The organism is Streptomyces sp. NPDC006512, from assembly GCF_040611935.1.
In the GTDB taxonomy this organism is placed as follows: domain Bacteria; phylum Actinomycetota; class Actinomycetes; order Streptomycetales; family Streptomycetaceae; genus Streptomyces.
Map to the genome: position 1 here is coordinate 190,568 of NZ_JBEXPG010000001.1, position 19,750 is coordinate 210,317.

At 73.5% G+C, this 19,750-nt stretch carries 20 protein-coding genes; 16 read left to right on the top strand and 4 right to left on the bottom strand.

Annotation, left to right across the window (positions count from 1 at the left end; genetic code table 11):
- Positions 1–6: 6 nt before the first annotated feature.
- Entirely contained in the window at positions 7–936 is a 930-nt protein-coding gene (locus ABZZ17_RS00880) for an alpha/beta hydrolase (protein ID WP_356870534.1), read from the bottom strand.
- 213 nt (positions 937–1,149) lie between these two features.
- On the opposite strand from ABZZ17_RS00880, the gene tdh reads away from it, so the two are divergent.
- From tdh to ABZZ17_RS00895, 3 genes are all read left to right on the top strand, one after another.
- The gene (gene tdh, locus ABZZ17_RS00885; protein ID WP_356870536.1) at positions 1,150–2,178 is read left to right on the top strand and encodes an L-threonine 3-dehydrogenase; all 1,029 of its coding nucleotides are present in this window, start codon (positions 1,150–1,152) and stop codon (positions 2,176–2,178) included.
- 176 nt (positions 2,179–2,354) lie between these two features.
- On the top strand, positions 2,355–3,563 hold the full coding sequence (locus tag ABZZ17_RS00890; RefSeq protein WP_356870538.1) for a glycine C-acetyltransferase: 1,209 nt from the start codon (positions 2,355–2,357) through the stop codon (positions 3,561–3,563).
- 12 nt (positions 3,564–3,575) lie between these two features.
- Entirely contained in the window at positions 3,576–4,490 is a 915-nt protein-coding gene (locus ABZZ17_RS00895; protein WP_356870540.1) for a LysR substrate-binding domain-containing protein, read from the top strand.
- 33 nt (positions 4,491–4,523) lie between these two features.
- On the opposite strand, the gene ABZZ17_RS00900 is transcribed toward ABZZ17_RS00895, so the two are convergent.
- On the bottom strand, positions 4,524–5,303 hold the full coding sequence (locus ABZZ17_RS00900) for a DeoR/GlpR family DNA-binding transcription regulator (RefSeq protein ID WP_356870542.1): 780 nt from the start codon (positions 5,301–5,303) through the stop codon (positions 4,524–4,526).
- Positions 5,304–5,445: 142 nt separating this feature from the next.
- On the opposite strand from ABZZ17_RS00900, the gene ABZZ17_RS00905 reads away from it, so the two are divergent.
- The 5 genes from ABZZ17_RS00905 (at position 5,446) to ABZZ17_RS00925 (ending at position 10,436) form a co-directional block, all read left to right on the top strand.
- Complete coding sequence (locus ABZZ17_RS00905) at positions 5,446–6,348, top strand: SIS domain-containing protein (protein ID WP_356870544.1); 903 nt, start codon at positions 5,446–5,448, stop codon at positions 6,346–6,348.
- Positions 6,345–7,181, top strand: coding sequence for a class II fructose-bisphosphate aldolase (locus ABZZ17_RS00910; RefSeq protein WP_356870546.1), 837 nt, complete (start codon positions 6,345–6,347; stop codon positions 7,179–7,181). The genes ABZZ17_RS00905 and ABZZ17_RS00910 overlap by 4 nt, the downstream gene beginning before the upstream one ends.
- 51 nt (positions 7,182–7,232) lie before the next feature.
- Positions 7,233–7,772, top strand: a complete 540-nt coding sequence (locus ABZZ17_RS00915) for a hypothetical protein (RefSeq protein ID WP_356870548.1) — start codon at positions 7,233–7,235, stop codon at positions 7,770–7,772.
- Between the two features lie 599 nt (positions 7,773–8,371).
- Positions 8,372–9,181 carry an ATP-grasp domain-containing protein gene (locus tag ABZZ17_RS00920; RefSeq protein ID WP_356870550.1) on the top strand — a complete coding sequence of 270 codons (810 nt, stop codon included), beginning with the start codon at positions 8,372–8,374 and terminating at the stop codon, positions 9,179–9,181.
- Positions 9,182–9,245: 64 nt separating this feature from the next.
- Complete coding sequence (locus ABZZ17_RS00925; protein WP_356870552.1) at positions 9,246–10,436, top strand: acyl-CoA dehydrogenase family protein; 1,191 nt, start codon at positions 9,246–9,248, stop codon at positions 10,434–10,436.
- A 20-nt stretch (positions 10,437–10,456) separates the two neighbouring features.
- Here the strand turns inward: ABZZ17_RS00925 and ABZZ17_RS00930 are convergent, their stop codons facing one another.
- A complete protein-coding gene (locus ABZZ17_RS00930) occupies positions 10,457–10,864 on the bottom strand; it encodes a PPOX class F420-dependent oxidoreductase (RefSeq protein ID WP_356870554.1) in 408 nt (135 codons plus the stop codon).
- A gap of 394 nt (positions 10,865–11,258) precedes the next feature.
- Between ABZZ17_RS00930 and ABZZ17_RS00935 the strand changes: the two genes are divergently transcribed.
- The 7 genes from ABZZ17_RS00935 to ABZZ17_RS00965 all read left to right on the top strand — a co-directional run bounded on the left by ABZZ17_RS00935 (position 11,259) and on the right by ABZZ17_RS00965 (position 18,164).
- Entirely contained in the window at positions 11,259–12,059 is an 801-nt protein-coding gene (locus ABZZ17_RS00935; protein WP_356870556.1) for a class II aldolase/adducin family protein, read from the top strand.
- A 53-nt stretch (positions 12,060–12,112) separates the two neighbouring features.
- A complete protein-coding gene (locus tag ABZZ17_RS00940) occupies positions 12,113–13,120 on the top strand; it encodes an ABC transporter permease (RefSeq protein WP_356870558.1) in 1,008 nt (335 codons plus the stop codon).
- Between the two features lie 78 nt (positions 13,121–13,198).
- Positions 13,199–14,731: an FAD/NAD(P)-binding protein gene (locus ABZZ17_RS00945; RefSeq protein ID WP_356870560.1), complete on the top strand. Its 1,533-nt coding sequence runs from the start codon at positions 13,199–13,201 to the stop codon at positions 14,729–14,731.
- Positions 14,728–15,171, top strand: coding sequence for a tyrosinase family oxidase copper chaperone (locus ABZZ17_RS00950; RefSeq protein WP_356870562.1), 444 nt, complete (start codon positions 14,728–14,730; stop codon positions 15,169–15,171). The genes ABZZ17_RS00945 and ABZZ17_RS00950 overlap by 4 nt, the downstream gene beginning before the upstream one ends.
- A 19-nt stretch (positions 15,172–15,190) precedes the next feature.
- Positions 15,191–16,057, top strand: coding sequence for a tyrosinase family protein (locus tag ABZZ17_RS00955; protein ID WP_356870564.1), 867 nt, complete (start codon positions 15,191–15,193; stop codon positions 16,055–16,057).
- Positions 16,058–16,152: 95 nt separating this feature from the next.
- Positions 16,153–16,599 carry a MoaF N-terminal domain-containing protein gene (locus ABZZ17_RS00960; protein WP_356870565.1) on the top strand — a complete coding sequence of 149 codons (447 nt, stop codon included), beginning with the start codon at positions 16,153–16,155 and terminating at the stop codon, positions 16,597–16,599.
- A gap of 158 nt (positions 16,600–16,757) precedes the next feature.
- Positions 16,758–18,164, top strand: a complete 1,407-nt coding sequence (locus tag ABZZ17_RS00965) for an amino acid permease (RefSeq protein WP_356870567.1) — start codon at positions 16,758–16,760, stop codon at positions 18,162–18,164.
- Between the two features lie 50 nt (positions 18,165–18,214).
- Here the strand turns inward: ABZZ17_RS00965 and ABZZ17_RS00970 are convergent, their stop codons facing one another.
- Positions 18,215–19,081, bottom strand: a complete 867-nt coding sequence (locus ABZZ17_RS00970; protein ID WP_356870569.1) for a helix-turn-helix transcriptional regulator — start codon at positions 19,079–19,081, stop codon at positions 18,215–18,217.
- Between the two features lie 260 nt (positions 19,082–19,341).
- Between ABZZ17_RS00970 and ABZZ17_RS00975 the strand changes: the two genes are divergently transcribed.
- The gene (locus ABZZ17_RS00975) at positions 19,342–19,707 is read left to right on the top strand and encodes an SgcJ/EcaC family oxidoreductase (protein WP_356870571.1); all 366 of its coding nucleotides are present in this window, start codon (positions 19,342–19,344) and stop codon (positions 19,705–19,707) included.
- Positions 19,708–19,750 lie beyond the last annotated feature (43 nt).

Consider the following 19,750-nt stretch of genomic DNA (forward strand, 5'->3'; position numbering starts at 1 on the left):
ACCCCCTCAGGGCCGGTCCGGAGGAGCACCGTCCGTGGCGGTCGCCCGCACCAGCTCGACGATCCGGTCCCGGGCCGCCCGGCCCTCCGGGAGCGGCATGAGCGGGTACCCGTGCGGCAGGCCCGGCTCCTCGTGCCACTCCACCTCGGCCCCGGCCGCGCGGGCCCGGTTCAGCAGCTCGCGGCTGTCGGTGCTGAGCACGTCCCGGGTCCCCGTGAACACCGTCAGCGGCGCGAGCCCGGCGAAGGACCCGTGCAGCGGACTCACCCGGGGGTCGTCGGCGGCGAGCGTGCCCGCGTACAGCCGGCCGGCCTCCACCAGTCCCGGCCGGGCCAGCATCGGGTCGCCCGGCTCGATCGCCGCCTGGCCGGGATGGCTCATCGTCACGTCCAGCCAGGGGGAGATCAGCACGATCCGGGACGGCTGCGCGCCGGTCCGCTCCCGCAGCCGCTGCGCGGCGGCCAGCGCCAGCCCCGCACCCGCGGAGTCCCCGATCAGCACCGTCCCGCCGGCGCCGCCGCTCTCGATCAGGCCGCTGAGCAGGTCGGTGGCCACCGGGACCGTCCGGTCGGCGGTGCCGCGCGGGGCGAGGATGTACGCCGGCACGACGACCCGGGCCCGCGCCCGGGTGACCAGGGTGCGGATCAGCGACCAGTGCGGCCGGACCAGCTCGTTGATGTACGCGCCGCCGTGCACGTACAGCACCCGCGTCACGGGCTCCTCCCCGCGCGGGGAGGCGTCGTAGACCGGCCAGGCCCCGACGAAGGTCCGCGAGACCTCCGCGACCCGGCCCAGCGAGCGCGGCGGCAGGTGGGACGAGGGCCTGCGGGCCGTTTCCGCGACCCTGGCCCGTACCGCCTCGGCACTGGCGAACCGTCTTCGCCGTCCCGTCGCGATCAGCGCGGCCGAAAGCGCCCTGCTGCGCAGACTCGGCACGCACCTCACCTCCCCTTTTCCCCTGCCCCGGACCCCGGTCCCGGGCCCCTGCCCCGTCACCTGAGGAGCATAGGCGTGAAGCTGCGCTGTCGACCCGCTTAAGAAAGTCTCGATGGACTGATCACCACGCCGCTCGGCACATTGGTGCACGTCACCGACGCCACCCGCGCCCCAGCGGCCCCGGCGCCCCCTTCCGCATGCCTGGAGCCACCCATGAAGGCACTCGTCAAGCACAAGGCCGAGCCCGGGCTGTGGCTCATGGACGTCCCCGAGCCCGAATACGGCCCCGGCGACGTGCTGATCAGGGTGCTGCGGACCGGCATCTGCGGGACCGACCTGCACATCCGTTCCTGGGACGGCTGGGCGCAGGGCGCCGTCAAGACCCCGCTCGTCCTCGGCCACGAGTTCGTCGGCGAGGTCGCGGCGCTCGGCGCGGACGTCCGCGACATCGAGATCGGCGCCCTGGTCAGCGGCGAGGGCCACCTGGTGTGCGGAAAGTGCCGCAACTGCCTGGCCGGACGCCGCCACCTGTGCCGCAGCACGATCGGTCTCGGCGTGGGGCGCGACGGCGCCTTCGCCGAGTACGTGGTCCTGCCCGCGCAGAACGTGTGGGTGCACCGGACGGCCGTGGACCTGGACGTGGCGGCCATCTTCGACCCGTTCGGCAACGCCGTGCACACCGCGCTGTCCTTCCCGCTGGTCGGCGAGGACGTGCTCATCACCGGCGCCGGCCCGATCGGCATCATGGCCGCGGCCGTGGCCCGGCACGCCGGTGCGCGCAACGTGGTCATCACCGACGTCAGCCCCGAGCGCCTCGAAATCGCCCGCAAGGCCGGAGCCACCCTCGCGGTCAACGTCGCCGAGTCCTCGATCGCCGACGCGCAGGCGCAGCTCGGCCTGCGCGAGGGCTTCGACATCGGCCTGGAGATGTCGGGCCGCGCCGAGGCCGTGCGCGACATGATCGACAACATGACGCACGGCGGGCGCATCGCCATGCTGGGCCTGCCGGCCCAGGAGTTCCCCGTCGACTGGGCGAAGGTCGTCACCTCGATGATCACCATCAAGGGGATCTACGGCCGCGAGATGTTCGAGACCTGGTACGCGATGACCGTGCTGCTGGAGGGCGGGCTCGACCTGTCCCCGGTCATCACCGGCCGCTACTCGCACCGCGACTTCGAAGCCGCCTTCGACGAGGCCGCCACCGCCCGCAGCGGCAAGATCATCCTGGACTGGACGGCGTAAGCGGCGGGGCTCGGCCCCCGCCCCGGTCCGGATCCCCGGCCCGCCCCGAGACCATCTCCCTCCGGCCGGGCCCCGCACACCCTCCCCCCTCCGCGGGGCCCGGCCCCCTCCTTCCCGTCCTCCTCCGTCCGCCGGGCGGCACCGGCACCGGCACACCGCACTAGGAGAACCGCATCATGTTCGAGTCCGTCCGCGAGGACCTCCGCTCCACCCTCGACGAGATCCGCGCAGCGGGCCTGCACAAGCCCGAGCGCGTCATCGGCACCCCGCAGAACGCCGCCGTCGCCGTGACCGCGGGCGGCGCCCCGGGCGAGGTCCTCAACTTCTGCGCCAACAACTACCTCGGACTCGCGGACCACCCCGAGGTCGTCGCCGCGGCGAAGGACGCGTTGGACCGCTGGGGCTACGGCATGGCCTCCGTCCGCTTCATCTGCGGCACGCAGGAGGTCCACAAGGAGCTGGAGGCACGGCTGTCCTCCTTCCTCGGCCAGGAGGACACGATCCTCTACTCCTCCTGCTTCGACGCCAACGGCGGCGTCTTCGAGACCCTCCTCGGCGCCGAGGACGCGGTCATCTCCGACGCCCTCAACCACGCCTCGATCATCGACGGCATCCGCCTCTCCAAGGCCCGCCGCTTCCGGTACGCCAACCGCGACCTCGCCGAGCTGGAGACCCGGCTGAAGGAAGCCACCGAGGGCGGCGCCCGCCGCAAGCTGATCGTCACCGACGGCGTGTTCTCCATGGACGGCTACGTCGCCCCCCTCGCCGAGATCTGCGACCTCGCCGACCGGTACGACGCCATGGTCATGGTCGACGACTCGCACGCCGTGGGCTTCGTCGGCCCCGGCGGCCGCGGCACCCCCGAACTGCACGGGGTCATGGACCGCGTCGACATCATCACCGGCACTCTCGGCAAGGCGCTCGGCGGCGCCTCCGGCGGCTACGTCGCGGCCCGCGCCGAGATCGTGGAACTGCTGCGCCAGCGCTCGCGCCCCTACCTCTTCTCCAACTCCCTCGCCCCGGTGATCGCCGCGGCCTCCCTGAAGGTCCTGGACCTGCTGGAGTCGGCCGGGGACCTGCGCGAGCACCTCGCCGCCAACACCGCGCTCTTCCGTTCGAAGATGACCGAGGCGGGCTTCGAGATCCTGCCCGGCGACCACGCCATCGCCCCCGTCATGATCGGCGACGCGGCCGAGGCGGCGAAGATGGCGGAGCTGCTGCTGGAGCGCGGCGTGTACGTGATCGGCTTCTCGTACCCGGTCGTCCCCCTGGGCGCGGCCCGCATCCGCGTGCAGCTCTCGGCGGCCCACTCGACGGCCGACGTGGAGCGCGCGGTGGCCGCGTTCGTGGACGCCCGTACGGCTCTCTCCGCTGCTCAGGGCTGACATCATAGGGGGGTGATCGACCCCCGCCGGCTGCGCATCCTGCGGGCCGTGGCGGACCACCGTACGGTGACCGCCGCGGCCGCAGCCCTGTACCTCACCCCGTCCGCCGTCTCCCAGCAGCTCGCGGCACTGGAGCAGGAGACCGGCCACGTCCTGCTGACCCGCAGCGGCCGCGGCGTACGGCTCACCGCCGCCGGGGACATCCTGCTGGGCCACGCGCACGAGGTGCTCGCCCAGCTGGAGCGCGCCGAGGCCGAACTCGCCGCGTACGCGGGCGGAGTGGCGGGCGAGGTCACCGTCGCCGCCTTCGCGACCGGCATCGCCGAGGTCCTGGCCCCCGCGATCTCCCGGCTGGCACGGGAGCACCCGGGCATCCGGCTCCGCGTCCGGGACGCGGAGGGAGACCAGAGCCTGCCGCTGCTCCTCGACGGCGAGGCCGACCTCGCGCTGGCCGTGGAGTACCGGGGCGCCCCGGGCGCCGACGACGGCCGGCTGTCGGTCGTGCCGCTGTACGCCGAACCCTTCGACGCGGTCCTCCCGGCCGGCCACCCGTTGGCCGATCTCCCCGCCGTCGCGCTGGCGGACCTCTCCGACTCGGACTGGGTGGGCCAGTACCCGGGCAACCCCTGCCACGACGTCACCCTGCTGGCGTGCGAACTGGCCGGGTTCCAGCCCCGGTTCCTGCACTCCTCCGACGACTTCCGCGCGGTGACCGCCCTGGTGGGGGCCGGCGCCGGAGTGGCGCTGGTGCCGCGTTCGGCGCTGCGCGGCATGGACCTCAAGGAGGTCCGCGTCCGCCCGGTCGCCGGTCCCGCGGCCACCCGCCGCGTCTTCGCCGCCACCCGGCGCGGCGCCGAGTCCCACCCCCTGATCGCCCCGGTGCTGGCCGCCCTGTCCCGCGAGGCGGAGCGCGTACCGGCGCCCTGACGCCGCCGGGGCCCTGATCCGGCCCGCCCGCTCCTACACCCGCACCACCTCGACGCCCGCCGCGCGGAACGGGCGGGCGTCCGCGTCCGAGAGGGCCGTGTCCGTCACCAGGACGTCCACGGCGGCGGTGGCGCAGATCCGGGCGAAGGCGCGCACCCCGAGCTTCGAGGAGTCCGCGGCGATGACCAGGCGGCGCGCCCGCTCGCAGAGCAGGCTGTTCACCGCCGCCTCGTCCTCGTGCCGGGTGGCGGCGCCGTCCGCCGCGTCGAAGGCGTCGACCCCGACCACCGCGGTGTCCACGGTGAGCTGAGCGAGCGTCTGCTGGGCCAGCGGGCCGGTGAGTTCGTACGACTGGGGGCGGGCCACCCCGCCCGTCAGGACGATCTTGAACTGGGGTCGGATCACCAGTTCGCCCGCGATGTTCAGGGCGTTGGTGACCACGGTGAGCGCCGGGGAACCCGTGGCCAGGTCCGGGCGGGCGGCCAGCGCGCGGGCCACCTCCGTCGTCGTGGTGCCGCCGGTCAGCCCGACGACCTCGCCCGGGGCGATCAGCGCGGCCACCGCCTCGCTGATCCGCTGCTTCTCGGCGGCCCGGCGCGAGGTCCGGTAGCGCAGGGGGAGTTCGTACGACACGCCGTGCGGCACCGCCCCGCCGCGCGTACGGACCAGCAACTGCTGCTCGGCGAGCTGGTCGAGGTCGCGGCGGATCGTCGCGGCGGACACGCCGAGTGCCCCGGCGGCCGGCTCCACCTCCAGCCCGCCCCGCTCCACCAGCAGATCCAGCAGTCTCTGCCAGCGTTCCTTGCGGGTCATGGCGCCCTCCCCAGCTCTCCCCGGCCTCCGTTTCGGCCCGGTCGTCGAGATTAACCCAGGCCATCACCCGGTAGATGCTTGAAGTTGCGCGAAAGCGCCCGCTACCTTGCAAGAACACGCACCCAACGCGCAGGGAGCCCGCATGAGTCACGTCGCGTACGAGTTGGCCACGCAGCCCGAATGCTGGGAGCGGGCCGCCGAACTGGCCCCGGCCCGGCGGGCCGTACTGCCGAGGCCGGGGGAGCGTACCGCGTTCGTCGGGTGCGGAACCTCCTACTACATGGCCCAGGCGGCCGCCGTGCTCCGCGAGGAAGCCGGACAGGGCGAGACCGACGCCTTCCCCGCCTCCGAGTTCCCCCGTCACCGCCGCTACGACCGGGTGGTGGCCCTGACCCGGTCCGGCACCACCACGGAGGTACTGGACCTCCTCGCCGGACTCCGCGACGCCGGGGTGGCTACCACCGCCGTCATCGGCGACCCCGACACCCCGGTGATCGCCCTCGCGGACGAGCTGGTCGTCCTCGACTTCGCCGACGAGCGCTCGGTCGTGCAGACCCGCTTCGCCACCACGGCCCTCACCCTGCTGCGGGCCCACGCGGGCGCGCACACCCCGGCCGTCGTCGCCGACGCCCGCACCGCGCTCGCCGCCCCCCTGCCCGCCGGACTCGAAGCCCGGGGCCAGTTCACCTTCCTCGGCCGGGGCTGGAGCGTGGGCCTGGCGCACGAGGCCGCCCTGAAGATGCGCGAGGCCTCCCTGTCGTGGGCCGAGTCCTACCCGGCCATGGAGTACCGGCACGGCCCCGTCAGCGTCACCGGCCCCGGCTCCGTGACCTGGTCGCTGGACGAAGCCCCCGACGGGATCGCCGAACAGGTCCTCGGCACCGGCGCCACCTGGGTACCCGGCGGGCTCGACCCGCTCGCCGAACTGGTCCGCGTGCACCGGCTGGCCGTCGCCGTCGCCGCGCACCGCGAGCTCGACCCCGACGCGCCCCGCAACCTGACCCGCTCGGTCATCCTCACCGACGCCGAGGGAGCGGTCCGATGACCCTCGCCGCCGCCGGAACCCTCGTCGCGGAGGCGGCCGCCACCGGCCGCGCCGTCGCCGCCTTCAACATCATCACCCTGGAACACGCCGAGGCCGTCGTCGAGGGCGCCGAACGGGCCGGGCTCCCCGTCATCCTGCAACTCAGCGAGAACGCGGTGAAGTTCCGCGGCGGAGCCCTGCTGCCCATCTCCCGCGCCGCCGCGGCCTGCGCCGAAGCCGCCCGGGTGCCCGTCGGGCTGCACCTCGACCACGTCAAGAGCCCCGACCTGCTGCGGCAGGCCGCCGACGCCGGATTCGGGTCGGTGATGTACGACGCCGCGCACCTGCCGTACGGCGAGAACCTGGAGGCCACCCGCTCCGCCGCGGACTGGGCCCACGCCCACGGGCTGTGGATCGAGGCCGAACTGGGCGAGGTCGGCGGGAAGAACGGCGCCGCCCCGCTGGACCCGCACGCGCCGGGCGCCCGTACCGACCCGGACGAGGCGCGCCGGTTCGTCGCCGACTCCGGAGTGGACGCCCTCGCCGTCGCCATCGGCAGCAGCCACGCCATGACCCGCCGCACCGCCGCACTGGACCACGCGCTGCTGGCCCGGCTCACCAAGACGGTCGACGTACCGCTGGTGCTGCACGGCTCCTCCGGCCTCCCGGACGCGGAACTGGCCGCGGCGGTGGCAGGCGGCATCCGCAAGGTCAACATCGGCACCGCACTCAACGTCGCCATGACCGAGGCCATCCGCACCCACCTGACCCCGGCGGACCCCCGCCCGTACCTCACGGCCGCCCGCACGGCCATGGCGGCCACGGCCGAGGCTATGATCAGCGCCCTGAACTGACCGGGCGCGACGGCCGCGAGGGCGTCGGCGGGGAGCGGGGGAGCGGGGACCATGGACGAACAGAGCGGCCGCACCGGCCGGCGCCGGTTCCTCGCCCTCACCGGCGCCGCCGCCCTGCTCCTCGGCGCCGCCGGGGCGGTCGGGGCGGCCGTCCTGTGGCCCGAGCCGGAGCCCGAACCGGACCGGCGGCGCGTCCGCACCGACCCCGCCCCCCTCAACAGCCGTTTCGAGCAGGCCCTCGGGCCCCTCTCCGACCCGCACTGGCTCGGCTACGACGTCGACGCCTCCTCCGCCGATCGCTACCTGCCCAGCCCGGACTCCCGCATCCGCCTCGTCGGCATCGCCCGGATGCGGCCCGGAGCCGCCGCCGAGGTCCTGGCCCGCCCCGGCCACGCCTTCGCCCCCGCCGGGCTCCCCGACCTGCCCGCCCCGCTGGAGCCCCACGTACCCGCCGGGGCGCGGTGGCAGGGCAGCCCCGACTTCGACCGGGCGGCGAACCGGCCCGGGGCCTCCGTACAGCCCTCGGGCACCTACCGCCTCGACGCGGCGCGCGACCTCGTCTGGTTCGACGTCCTCTTCCGCTACACCTGACCGGCGCCGCCCCGCCGCAGGGGAGCGGTGACCGGGCCGTCCAGGGCCGCGAGCAGCGCCCGGGCGAACGCGGTCAGGGCCGCCGGCTCGGCCGGGTCGATCTCCCCCCAGCTCCGCCAGGCACCAGCCGAACGGATTGGCGTACAGGGCCTCGCCCTTCTCCGAGGTCCCCACCCGGTCCTGCGCGGGGTCGAAGACGGCCTGGAGCGCGAGGTACGGCCCGGGGCCGTAGCCCACGGTCGCCGTCAGCTCGGTGCGGCCGTCGTCGAAGAGCGTGAAGTCGGGTTCGCCGCCGCCCTCCGCGAGGGTGTCCAGGATCCCCTGCGCGAAGGCCCGTACGCCCTCCCGCGGAGCCAAGCCGGCCAGGAACGGCACCGCGTCGAGCCAGGTCCCCACCTCGAACAGCCACTGACCGTCGGACGCCCGCCGGCGCAGCCGGAAGGGGACCGGGGCGCCGCCGTAGCGGCTGCGGACCCCCGGGCACTCCACGACGACCTCACTGCCCGCCACCACTGCCTCCGCGTCCATCACGAGCGGTGACCCTACCCGGCGGACTCCCGGTGCGGCCCGCGGATCCGGGCCGGCGGCAGGATGGGGGCATGACCACCGACCGCGTCCTGCTCCTCGCCCCCCGCCCCAACGACACCGCGCCCCGACTCGGCGCGGCCGCCGCCCGCCGGGGGCTGCGCGTCCTGACCGCCCGGGACTGGAGGGTGCCGGCCGCCGCGCCCGCCGCCTGGCCGGCGCACCTGTACGGGGGTCCGCTGCTCGCCGACTCCGTGGCCGGGGAACTGGGCGTGCTGCCGCTGGAGCCCCCGGCCGACTGGCTGGCCCGGCTGCCGCGGGAGCTGTCGGGGCGGCAGGTCGAGTCCGTCACGCTGGCGGAGGCCCGGCGGCTGCGCCGTCCCGCCTTCGTCAAACCGCCGACCGACAAGTTCTTCCCGGCCCGGATCTACCCCGACGGCTCGCGGCTGCCCGGCCCGGACGCCTTCGACGACGACCTGCCCGTGCTGGTGAGCGACATCGCCTGCTTCGCCCGCGAGTACCGGCTGTTCGTCCTCGACGGCGCGGTGCACACCGGCAGCCGGTACGCCGTCGGTCCCGCCCTCGATCCGCTGCCGCTGGACGAAGACCCGTACGCGGCGGAGGTCCGGGCCTTCGCCGCGGAGCTCCTCGCCGATTCCGCCTGCCGGCTGCCCTCGGCCTCGGTGGTCGACGTGGGCCTGCTCCAGGACGGCGGCTGGGCGTCCGTCGAGGCGAACCCGGCCTGGGCCAGCGGCGGTTACGCCTGCGACCCGGAACGGGTGCTGGACGTGGTGTGCCGCGCGGCCGGACCCGCCACCGAAGCGGCGGACGCGGACCGCGCCTTCGCGCGCCCGGTCCCCGCCGGGCCTTCCGAATTCTTGTAACGGGTTCTACTCTGACCGCCGCCACCACAGAGACCGGCTGGACCGCGAGACTCCCGGAGGGGCCGTGCACCTCGAATACACGCCTGAGCAGCAGCGGTTGCGCACCGAACTGCGCGCCTACTTCGCCGAGCTCGTACCGCAGGACGTCTCCGCCCGCTACGGGGAACCGGCCGCCCAGAAGCGCTTCTACCGGGAGACGATCCGCCGGCTGGGCGCGGACGGCTGGCTCGGCGTCGGCTGGCCCGAGGAGTACGGCGGGCGCGGGATGTCGCCCATGGACCAGTTCATCTTCTTCGACGAAGCGGCGCAGGCGGTCGTCCCGCTGCCGCTGATGGCCCTGAACACCGTCGGCCCGACCATCATGCAGTTCGGCACCGAGGAGCAGAAGGCGTACTTCCTGCCCAGGATCCTCGCCGGGGAGATCGACTTCGCCATCGGCTACAGCGAGCCGGACGCCGGCACGGACCTGGCCGCGCTCAAGTGCAAGGCCGTCCGCGAGGGGGACGAGGAGAGCGGCACCTACGTGGTCAACGGTCAGAAGATCTGGACCACCAACGGCGACACGGCCGACTGGGTCTGGCTCGCCGTCCGCACCGACCCCGCCGCCCCCGCGCACAAGGGCATCACGATGCTCCTCGTGCCGACGGCCGACCCCGGCTACTCCTGCACCCTCATCAACACGCTCGCGTCGCACGACACCACCGCCAGCTACTACGAGGACATCCGGGTCCCCGCGAGCCGCCGCGTCGGCCAGGAGAACAAGGGCTGGCGCCTGATCACCAACCAGCTCAACCACGAGCGGGTCACCCTCGCGGCCCACGGCACCATGGCCATCCGCGCCCTGCACGACGTGCAGCGCTGGGCCGCCGGCACCAAGCTCGCCGACGGCCGCCGCGTCATCGACCTGTCCTGGGTGCGCGGCCGTCTGGCCCGCACCCACGCCCGCCTCGACGCGATGAAGCTCCTCAACTGGCAGATGGTGAACGCCGTGCAGTCCGGCACCCTCACCCCGCAGGACGCCTCCGCCGTCAAGGTGTACGGCTCCGAGGCGCGCAGGGACGCGTACGCGTGGCTGATGGAGGTGGTCGGCGCGGCCGGCTCCCTCAAGGACGGGTCCGCGGGCGCGGTCCTGCACGGCGAACTCGAACGCGGCTACCGCAGCGCCGTGATCTTCACCTTCGGCGGCGGCAACAACGAGATCCAGCGCGAGATCATCTCCTGGATCGGCCTGGGCATGCCCCGCGTCCGCCGCTGACGCGGCGGCGCGGGGGCGCGTCAGAGGGAGCCGACGACCTTGCGCGGGGTGACGCGGACGACGACGCGGTCGGCGTCGTCCGCCGCCGCCGGGTTGAAGTCCGCGTAGTCCTTGCCCGTGTACTTGCGCGACAGCTCGTCGATCAGTTCCTGCCCGCCCTCCGTGGTCAGCGTGGCCGTGCCGCGGACCTCGGCGTAGGTGTAGGGCGCGTTGTGCGGGTTGATCATGACGGTGATCCGCGGGTCGGTGCGCAGGTTCCTCTCCTTGCGGCGGCCGACGGTCGTGGAGACCAGCAGTTCGTCGCCGTCCCGGCCGAGCCAGGTGACGGACAGCTGCGGGCTGCCGTCCGGCTGGATCGTGGCCACGGTCGCGAAGACCGGGCTGTCGTCGATGAGTTTCTTCAGGTCCTCGGAGAGTTCGGCGGACACGGGGCGGGTTCCTTCCCTCGGCTGGCTGCTGTCCCCCGACCAACGGCCGTCAGCGGGGATCGGCAACGGACGGCCCGCGAAAGGCGGGCCGACGGCGCGTTTCTTACGCCCGCGATCCGTACGGCGCGGCGTTTTCTGGCGGTACGTCCGTAATCGGGGCCGCTGCGCAAATGTGAATCGCACGGTTATGAAGCCGCGCAGCGGCCGCCGAGGCCGAAAACGCACGCCTGCGTGGGTCAGGATTCAGGTGCAGGAGCTGACGCCCTCCCAGCGCGCCGAACCCCCACTGACCAGGGGTTTCGGTGCCGATCCCACCTACCCGCAGGCCGGCTTCGCCATGCCCCGGCGCGGGCGTGGGACGGGGGCCCGTACCGAACTTCCAGGAGACATGAGCGTGTCCACCACCACCGCGGCCGCCTTCATCGCCGACACCCACACCGGCCTGCCCATCCCGGCCGACCCGGTCTTCACCACCGCCGCGGACGAACGCCGCCACCGCAAGCAGCGACTGGCCGCCGCCATGCGCCTGTTCGGCAAGGCGGGCTACGCGGAAGGCATATCCGGCCACATCTCCGTGCGCGACCCCGAGGACCTGGACACCTTCTGGGTCAACCCCTTCGGCGTCTCCTTCAACCGGGTCCGCGTGGCCGACCTGATCCGCGTCGACGCGACCGGCCGCGTCGTCGACGGCACCGGCAAGGTCAACCCGAGCGCCTTCACCATCCACTCCAAGATCCACGAGCGCCCCGAGGCCAACGCCATCGCGCACGGCCACACCGTCCACGCCCGCGCCCTCGGCGCCCTGGAACGGCTGCTGGAGCCCTACGACCAGGAGTCCGCCGCCTTCTACCAGGACCAGGTCCTCTACGGCGACTACGAGGGCCCGGCCATCAAGATCGAGCACGGCCAGGACATCGCGGACCGCCTCGGCGCCAAGCGCGCCATGCTGCTGCGCCACCACGGGCTGATCACCGTGGGCGGTTCCCTGGAGGAAGCCGTCCACTGGTTCTTCACCTACGAGAGCTGCGCCCAGGTCCAGCTGCTCGCCCTCGCCGCCGGCCGCCCCGTCCCCATGTCCCACGAGCAGGCCCTCCTGGCCCGCGACGGCTTCGGCGACGAGCAGCTCGGCCGCTACAGCTTCCAGATCATGTGGGACGAGATCACGGCCGAACAGCCCGACCTGCTCGACGAGTAGCTACGGGCAGCGACGCGCAGACCCGCCGGCCGCACCAGATCCAGGAAGCAATCATGAGCTCAACTGCCTCACCGCGCGCGGAAGCGCGCACCATCCTCGTCATCGTCGCGATCGTGCAGTTCGTCATCGGCGGCTGGTTCTCGTGGTCGGCCTCCCACGCCGCCCCGCGCGACCTGCCCGTCCTCGTGGTCGCAGCCCAGGGCTCCGAACAGCTCACCGAGCGGCTGCGCGAGGCGGCCCCGGGCGCGTACGAGATCAAGGGCGCCGCCACCGCCGAGGAAGCCGACGCCGCGCTGCGCGAGAGGAAGGCGTACGGCGCCCTGCTGCCGACCGCGGACGGACTCGAACTGCACCTCGCCTCCGCCGCCTCACCCACCGTCGCCCAGAACCTCACCGGCCGGGCGCAGCAGCTTGCCGGGGGACCGGTCCACGTCACCGACGTGGTGCCCGCCGACCCCGACGACCCGCACGGAGCGGGCCTGTCCATGGGCTTCCTGCCCCTGCTGATCACCGCTGTCATCGCCGGTCTGCTCTTCGTCCTCAAGGTGCGCGGCGCGGCCGCCAAGTTCATGGGCGTCATCGGCTTCGCGGTCCTCTCCGGCCTGCTCAGCTCCCTCATGCTCACCCACCTGAGCGGGGTCCTGCCGGGCAACTACTTCGTCAACGCCGGCATCGTGGCCCTGCTGGAGCTGGCCATGGTCGGGGTCATCACCGGCCTCGGCTCGCTGGTCGGCCCGCCCGGCATCGCCGTCGGCGCGGTCCTCATGTTCGTCATCGGCAACCCGCTCTCCGGCCTGGCCTCCGCCCCGGAAATGCTGCCGCAGCCGCTCGGCACCATCGGCCAGTTCCTGCCCGCGGGCGCCGCCGCCGGCCTGCTGCGCACCGCCGGCCCGTTCGACGGAGCCGGAGCGGGCGGCCCGGTCCTCGTCCTGGCCGTCTGGGCGCTGGTCGGCCTGACCCTGCTCTACGCCGGCTCCAGGCGGAAGCCCGCCGCCCCGCGGCAGGACGCCGCCCAGGGCTCCGCCCGCACCGGCGAACCGCAGCCCGCCGCGGCGCGCTGACCCGCCGCCGCACCGAAACCCCCGGCGCCGCGACGCGCCCCTCTTCCCCAACTCCCTTTCGTGAAGGTCGAGATCACCATGAGTACAAGTGACCGCCCGCCGACGCGCATCGGCCTGGTCGGCGGAGGGGCCGCCGCCGTATGCCTGCTGGACCGGCTCTCCCGCACCCCGGGCCGCGGCCGCGGATCGATCACCGTCTTCGAACCCTCGGAGAACCTGTGGCGCGGCCGCGCCTACCAGCAGGACGCCGACTCGGTCCTCGCCAACATCATCCCGGCCGAGATGAGCGCCCGCACCGGAGACCCGGACGACTTCCTGCGCTGGCTGCGGGAATCCGGACTCCCCTACGGGGAGGGCGACTACGCCGCCGAAGGCTACTTCCCGCCGCGCCGGGTGTTCGGCAGCTACCTGGAGCGCACCGCCGAGAACGCCGTCGGCGAGCTCTCCCTCGGCGGCTGGCCCGTCCAGGTCGTCCGCGACACCGTCGTCGGCGCCCGCGAGGCGGGCGACGAGGTGGTCCTGACCGGCGCCGACGGACGTACGCACACCTTCGACTACGTCATCTGCGCCGTCGGCGCCGGCCGGCCCGCCGACCACTACGAACTGGACGGAACCCCGGGCTACTTCGGCGACCCGTACCCGCTGCGCACCACCCTGACCGGCATACCCGCCGACGCCGACGTCACCGTCCTCGGCACGGGACTGGCCGCGGTGGACGCCGTGGTCTCCCTCCAGGCCCACGGGCACCGGGGCCGCATCACCATGGCCTCCCGCAACGGCGCGCTCCCGGCCGTCCGCCAGCGGCCCGTCTTCCCCGAGATCGCCCATTTCACCCCCGCCGCCCTGCACGCCGCCGCGGCACGCGGCGACGACGGCCGGATCGGCCTGGGCGACGTACTGGACCTGCTGGTGCGGGAGCTGGCGGATCACGACGCCGACCCGTCCGTGGTCCTCGCCGAACTGTTCTCCCTCGGAGTGGAGGCGCCGCTCGACCGGCTGCGCCGCCAGTACGACTGCATCGACGGCGCCGACGTCGGCATGCGCGTCATGCAGCACGTGGTCCCCGAGAGCGGCCCCGACGCCTGGACGCTGCTGCGCACCGAGGACCAGGAGTTCATCCGGGAGACCCACTACCGGGCCGTGATGAGCCTGTGCTGCCCGATGCCGCCCGCCAACGCCCGCAAACTGCTCGACCTGCACGAGGCCGGCCGGCTGCGCGTGCTGCGCGGCCTGTGGAACGTCAAGCCGCTGGCCGACTCCGGGTTCCACGTGGCGGCGGACGGCGAGGAGTACCGCAGCGACGTCGTCGTCAACGCGGTCAGCGCCCCCTCCCACCGGGTTCCGGCGCAGGCCCGCCCGTTCGTCGACTCGCTCGTCGAGGACGGCATCGGCGAGTACCACCCGTACGGCGGCCTGCACATCGAGCCGTCGACCAGCCGCGCCGTGGGCGCGGGCCGGGCCCACCGGCGGATGCACGCGATCGGCGACATGGGCGCCGGGACGCTGTTCTTCACCTCCGGCATGCCCTCGGTCCTCGAACGGGCGGACGACATCGTCCGGGCGGTCGTCGAGGACATCACCGCCACGACCGGACTGGAGCCCCAGGCGTGAACACGATCACCCGCAGGGACATGATGAGGGCCGCCATGACCACGGCCGTCGTCCTCGGCACGAGCGCGGCCGTCGCCCCCATCGTCCTCGCCGACCCGTCCTCCGGAGCCCGTACGGCCTCCGGAGCCGGCGACGGGACCGGGGCGAACCCGCCGCCCGGGACCTTCGACGAGGTGTACCGGGGCCGCCGCATCCAGGGCGGGCCCACGCCCGTGCGGTACGCGTCCTCCCGCGCGGCGGCGCCGGCCGCGGGCCCCGGCATCGAGGTCAGCATCGACGGCCGGCCGCTGCACGTCATGCGGCGGGCCGACGGCAGCTACCTGAGCCTGGTCAACCACTACCAGTCCTTCCCGACCCCGCTGGAGGTGGCACGGGCCGCGGTCGACGAGATCGGCACCGCCCAGCTGTCGACGGCGCAGCTCCACCACCACACGGCATGACGTCGAGGAACGAGCACACGTGTACACGCGCAAGAACCAGAAGGACCTCACCCCCGACGAGCGCGCCCGCTTCGTCCACGCGGTCCTGGAGATCAAACGCCGGGGCGTCTACGACGAGTTCGTCCGGCTCCACGGCCAGTACTTCGTCTCCGACGGCGAGGGCGGACAGCGGGTGGGACATATGTCCCCGTCGTTCTTCCCGTGGCACCGCCAGTACCTGCTGGAGTTCGAACGGGCCCTCCAGCAGGTCGACCCGAAGGTGACCCTGCCGTACTGGGACTGGACGGCCGACCAGTCGCCCACCTCGGGCCTGTGGGCCGACGACTTCCTCGGCGGCAACGGGCGCCCCGGCGACCACCGGGTCATGACCGGCCCGTTCGCCTTCGACGCCGGCAACTGGCCGGTGAACGTGGGGGTCACCGAGGAGAAGTACCTCGTGCGCGACTTCGGCCGCCCGGCCGACCCGGTCGCGCTCCCCTCGCCCGCCGAACTGGCCTGGGCGATCGACGACCCGGTCTACGACGCCTCCCCCTGGGACTCCACCGCCACCACCGCCGGCTTCCGCAACAAGGTCGAGGGCTGGACGGTCGGTGAGAAGGAGGGCTGGCACAACCACAACCGGGTCCACCTGTGGGTCGGCGGCCAGATGACGGGCGGAACCTCGCCCAACGACCCGGTCTTCTGGCTCCACCACACCTTCATCGACCTGATCTGGGCGCGCTGGCAGCGCCGCCACCCGGGCGCGGGCTACGAGCCGAGCCGGCCGGTACCGGCCGGGGACCCGCAGCACGGGCGGGTCATCAGCCTCGACGAGCCGATGGCGCCCTGGCAGGTGCGGCCCTCCGCGCTCCTCGACCACACGCGCTTCTACCAGTACGCCGAATGACGTGCCCGCCGGGTCCGAACCCCGGCGCAGCCCGGCAAGCCCGGCACCACACCCCCGTACGGCCCGCTCCGTACGACCACCGAAAAGGAACCGTCATGCGCATCCGTCACACCGTCCCGGCCCTCGCCGCCGCCGCCCTGATCGCCCTGGCCGGGGCGCCGTCCGCGCAGGCCGCCACCGCGCCGGCGCCCGCCGCCGCGGGCGTGCGCGCCGAGGCCCCCGCCTTCGCGGGCCACACCTACGTCCTGACGCTCGACAACGGGGCCGTCCTGCGCAACTCGTACTCCGCCGACGGCTCCACGCTCGACTGGACCGCCCTGGCGGGCCCGATGGCCGGGCACAGCGGGCAGGAGAAGCTCTCCGTCCGCGCCGTGGGCGAGGGCCTGTACTTCGTCAACTGGGTCGAGGCCTCGGGCATGACCGTCAGCCACGTCATGGACCTCGGCCGGGGCACCGTCAGCGTCTACTGGACGTACGCGACCCCCGACGGCGGCCGCGCCGGCGAGCTGCACACGGCGACGCTCGAGCGCGTCTCTTCTTGACCGGCACGGTGGGGCGGGGCCGGTCCACGGGGGGCCGGCCCCGCCCGCACCCGTTCCCAGGGGGGAATCCACGCATGCCCGCTCCACGTACCAAGGCGCCGGAACCACCGCGCCCGCCCGCACCCACGACGCCCGCACCCTCGACGCACGCACCCACGATGCCCGCACCCAGGAGCACGCCCGCACCCACGACCACGACCGCCTCCGCACCGGAGCTCGCGGGCTCCCTGCGGCCGCGCCACCTGACGATGCTGGCCCTCGGGGGAGTGATCGGCGCCGGGCTGTTCGTCGGCTCCGGCACCGGCCTGCGCGTCGCGGGCCCGGCCATCATCCTCTCGTACGCGCTCGCCGCCGCCCTGGCCCTGCTGGTGATGCGGATGCTCGGCGAGATGGCCGCCGCGATGCCGGCCAGCGGCTCGTTCTCCGTCTACGCCGACCGGGCCCTGGGCCGCTGGGCGGGCTTCACCGCCGGCTGGCTGTACTGGGCCGTGACGGCCATCGCCATCGCCATCGAGCTGATCGCCGCGGCCACGATCCTGCACCAGTGGATGCCGGGCGTCCCGCAGTGGCTGATCGCCCTGGTGGCCCTGGCCGTCTTCACCCAGTCCAACATGTTCTCGGTCTCCTCCTTCGGAGAGGCCGAGTTCTGGTTCGCGGGCATCAAGGTCGCGGCCATCATCGCCTTCCTCGCGCTGGGAGTGGCCGCGCTGTGCGGGGCCGTCCCCGGCGTCGACTCGCCGGGCATGGCCAACCTGACCGGCCGCGGCGGCTTCCTCCCGCAGGGCTGGAACAGCGTCGTCGCGGGACTGCTGACCGTCGTCTTCGCCTTCGGCGGGATGGAGGTCATCACCATGGCCGCGGCCGAGTCCGGCGACCCGGCCCGCTCCGTCACCAAGGCGGTGAGCAGCGCGATCTGGCGGATCAGCCTGTTCTACCTCGGCTCGATCGCCGTCATCGTCACCCTGCTGCCGTGGGACTCCGCCACACCCGGCCGCAGCCCCTACGTCGCGGTCCTGGACGAGCTCGGAATCCCGGGCGCGGGGCGGCTCATCGAGGTGGTCGTGCTGATCGCCCTGCTGTCCGCGATGAACGCCAACCTGTACGGGGCCTCGCGGATGGCCCATTCGCTCGCCGCGCGCGGCGACGCCCCCCGGGTCCTGCTGCGGACCTCGCGGCGCGGTGCCCCGCGGGCGGCCGTGGCCGCCTCCGCGGCCTTCGCGTTCGTCTCGATCGGCCTCGACCACCGCTGGCCGGAGCAGATCCTGCCGTTCCTGGCGAAGGCCATGGGCGGTTCCATGCTCTACATGTGGCTGACCGTCGCGGCCGCCCACCTGGTGCTGCGCCGGCGGCTGGAACGGGAGGCGCCGCACCTGCTGGTGGTGCGGATGCGCGGGTTCCCGTACCTGTCGTGGCTGGCGGCCGGCGGGATCGTCTGCGTGCTGGTGCTGATGGCCCGCGATCCGCAGGCGCGCGGCCAGCTGGGCTGGTCGACGCTCCTGGTCCTGGTGCTGCTCGCGGCCGCCGGGGTACGGGCGCTGCGGGCCCGCCGGACGGGCGGGCGCTGAGGTCCGGCCCGGCCGGGTCCTTCCCGGCCGGGCCTGGGGCGTGCCGCCGGTCAGGCCGACAGGCGTCCGCAGTCCGGCTCGGCGAGCTCGTCCGCGGGCAGCATCCCCGTGGTGGCGATGAGGTAGCCGAGCTGTGCGCGGCTGCGGCTCTGCAGGGTGGCGGCGATGCGGCTGACGTGGGCGGCGACCGTGCGGCGGCTGGTGCCGAGCCGACGGGCGATCGCCTCGTCCGTGTGTCCGGCGACGAGCAGGCGCATGATGGCCCGCTGGATCTCGTCGGCGATGTCGGGTTCGACCGTGCGCGAGGCGCGCGGGTCGATGGACGACCCGCGCTCCCAGGCCTCCTCGAAGACCTGGACGAGGAAGGAGACGATGGAGGGCTGGCGGATCTCCAGCGCCGAGGTGCGGGCCTCGCTGTGGCCCGGTACGTAGGCGATGGTCCGGTCGATGACGATCAGCCGGTCGAAGACGTGGTCGAGGGTGCGGACCTCTCCGCCCGCCTCGATGAGCCGCTCGATGTGGCGCAGCGTGGCGGCGTGGGTCCGTACCGCGTGCTGGTACAGGGTGCGATGCCGGACGGGGCCGCGGACGTGGTCGAGTCCGTCCAGGTCGTACGAGACCCGGGAGCCCCCCGGTTGTACGGTCATCAGTTCTTCGCGGCACTCGCGGACGGCGTGGGCCAGCGTGGAGTGGATGACCCGCTCGCCGTCGATCGCGGTGGCCCAGCCGGTGTGTTCGCGTTTGGCCGCGGTGTAGATGGCGCTGACCGGTACGAAACTCCCGGCGATGGCCTGGGCGTCCAGGCGCTGTTTCTCCAGTGACTGCTCGATGGGTCTGACGAGTTCGGCCTTGGCGACGTCGGGTGAGACGGGGACGAGCACGGTCGGATCGTCCGGCGGCGGGACCAGCAGCCCCATCCGCAGGAGGCACGCCGGTGCTCCTTCCCTGTCCGTGCAGCCCTTCACCACGGCCTTGCGATAAACGGTCAGGCCTTCACTGCATACGCCGCTCCCTCGGTCTGCAGAGTCGTCACGGTTACAACATTCCCCCGGGTACTGCCTTGCATGATCCTGCATGGCTCAATTATGCACTTGGAAATCTAGCCAATGTGGGCAGATTGGTTGGCATCATGATGTCTTAATGTCATCTTGACCATGGAACCGGAGGTAACAGGAATATGGCGAACAGATTCGGCGTACTGGCCGACATCCTGGAGGAATGGCGCGCCGCATTCGACGCGCACAAGGCCGACGAGATCACCGCCCTCTTCGCCGAGGACGCCCTCTTCCAGGGCCTTTCCCCCCAACTCCTCGAAGGCCGCGCACAGATCAGGACCTATTACGAGAACGTCCCGCCCGGAACGACGGCCGCCGTCGAGGTCCTGCACTCGCGCACCGTCGCCGCCGACGCCCTCGCCGGGTTCGCCACCGTCACCTTCACGGACCCCGCCAAGGGGCCGCTCCCCGTCCGCCTCTCCGTCGCCGCCCAGCACCTCGGCGGTGCCTGGCGGATCCGCCAGTACCATGTCTCACGCCTGACCTGAGCCCCCGCCGGGTAGGCTCCCAGCCCCGGAACGGGCCGGGCGG

What these genes read in the sequence shown, in the direction of transcription:
- ABZZ17_RS00900 (WP_356870542.1), bottom strand. Translation starts at nt 5,303, where the DNA reads ATGACCCGCAAGGAACGCTGGCAGAGACTGCTGGATCTGCTGGTGGAG.
- ABZZ17_RS00890 (WP_356870538.1), top strand. Translation starts at nt 2,355, where the DNA reads ATGTTCGAGTCCGTCCGCGAGGACCTCCGCTCCACCCTCGACGAGATC.
- ABZZ17_RS00905 (WP_356870544.1), top strand. Translation starts at nt 5,446, where the DNA reads ATGAGTCACGTCGCGTACGAGTTGGCCACGCAGCCCGAATGCTGGGAG.
- ABZZ17_RS00910 (WP_356870546.1), top strand. Translation starts at nt 6,345, where the DNA reads ATGACCCTCGCCGCCGCCGGAACCCTCGTCGCGGAGGCGGCCGCCACC.
- ABZZ17_RS00945 (WP_356870560.1), top strand. Translation starts at nt 13,199, where the DNA reads ATGAGTACAAGTGACCGCCCGCCGACGCGCATCGGCCTGGTCGGCGGA.
- ABZZ17_RS00920 (WP_356870550.1), top strand. Translation starts at nt 8,372, where the DNA reads ATGACCACCGACCGCGTCCTGCTCCTCGCCCCCCGCCCCAACGACACC.
- ABZZ17_RS00970 (WP_356870569.1), bottom strand. Translation starts at nt 19,081, where the DNA reads ATGGGGCTGCTGGTCCCGCCGCCGGACGATCCGACCGTGCTCGTCCCC.
- ABZZ17_RS00915 (WP_356870548.1), top strand. Translation starts at nt 7,233, where the DNA reads ATGGACGAACAGAGCGGCCGCACCGGCCGGCGCCGGTTCCTCGCCCTC.
- ABZZ17_RS00965 (WP_356870567.1), top strand. Translation starts at nt 16,758, where the DNA reads ATGCCCGCACCCAGGAGCACGCCCGCACCCACGACCACGACCGCCTCC.
- ABZZ17_RS00940 (WP_356870558.1), top strand. Translation starts at nt 12,113, where the DNA reads ATGAGCTCAACTGCCTCACCGCGCGCGGAAGCGCGCACCATCCTCGTC.
- tdh (WP_356870536.1), top strand. Translation starts at nt 1,150, where the DNA reads ATGAAGGCACTCGTCAAGCACAAGGCCGAGCCCGGGCTGTGGCTCATG.
- ABZZ17_RS00975 (WP_356870571.1), top strand. Translation starts at nt 19,342, where the DNA reads ATGGCGAACAGATTCGGCGTACTGGCCGACATCCTGGAGGAATGGCGC.
- ABZZ17_RS00960 (WP_356870565.1), top strand. Translation starts at nt 16,153, where the DNA reads ATGCGCATCCGTCACACCGTCCCGGCCCTCGCCGCCGCCGCCCTGATC.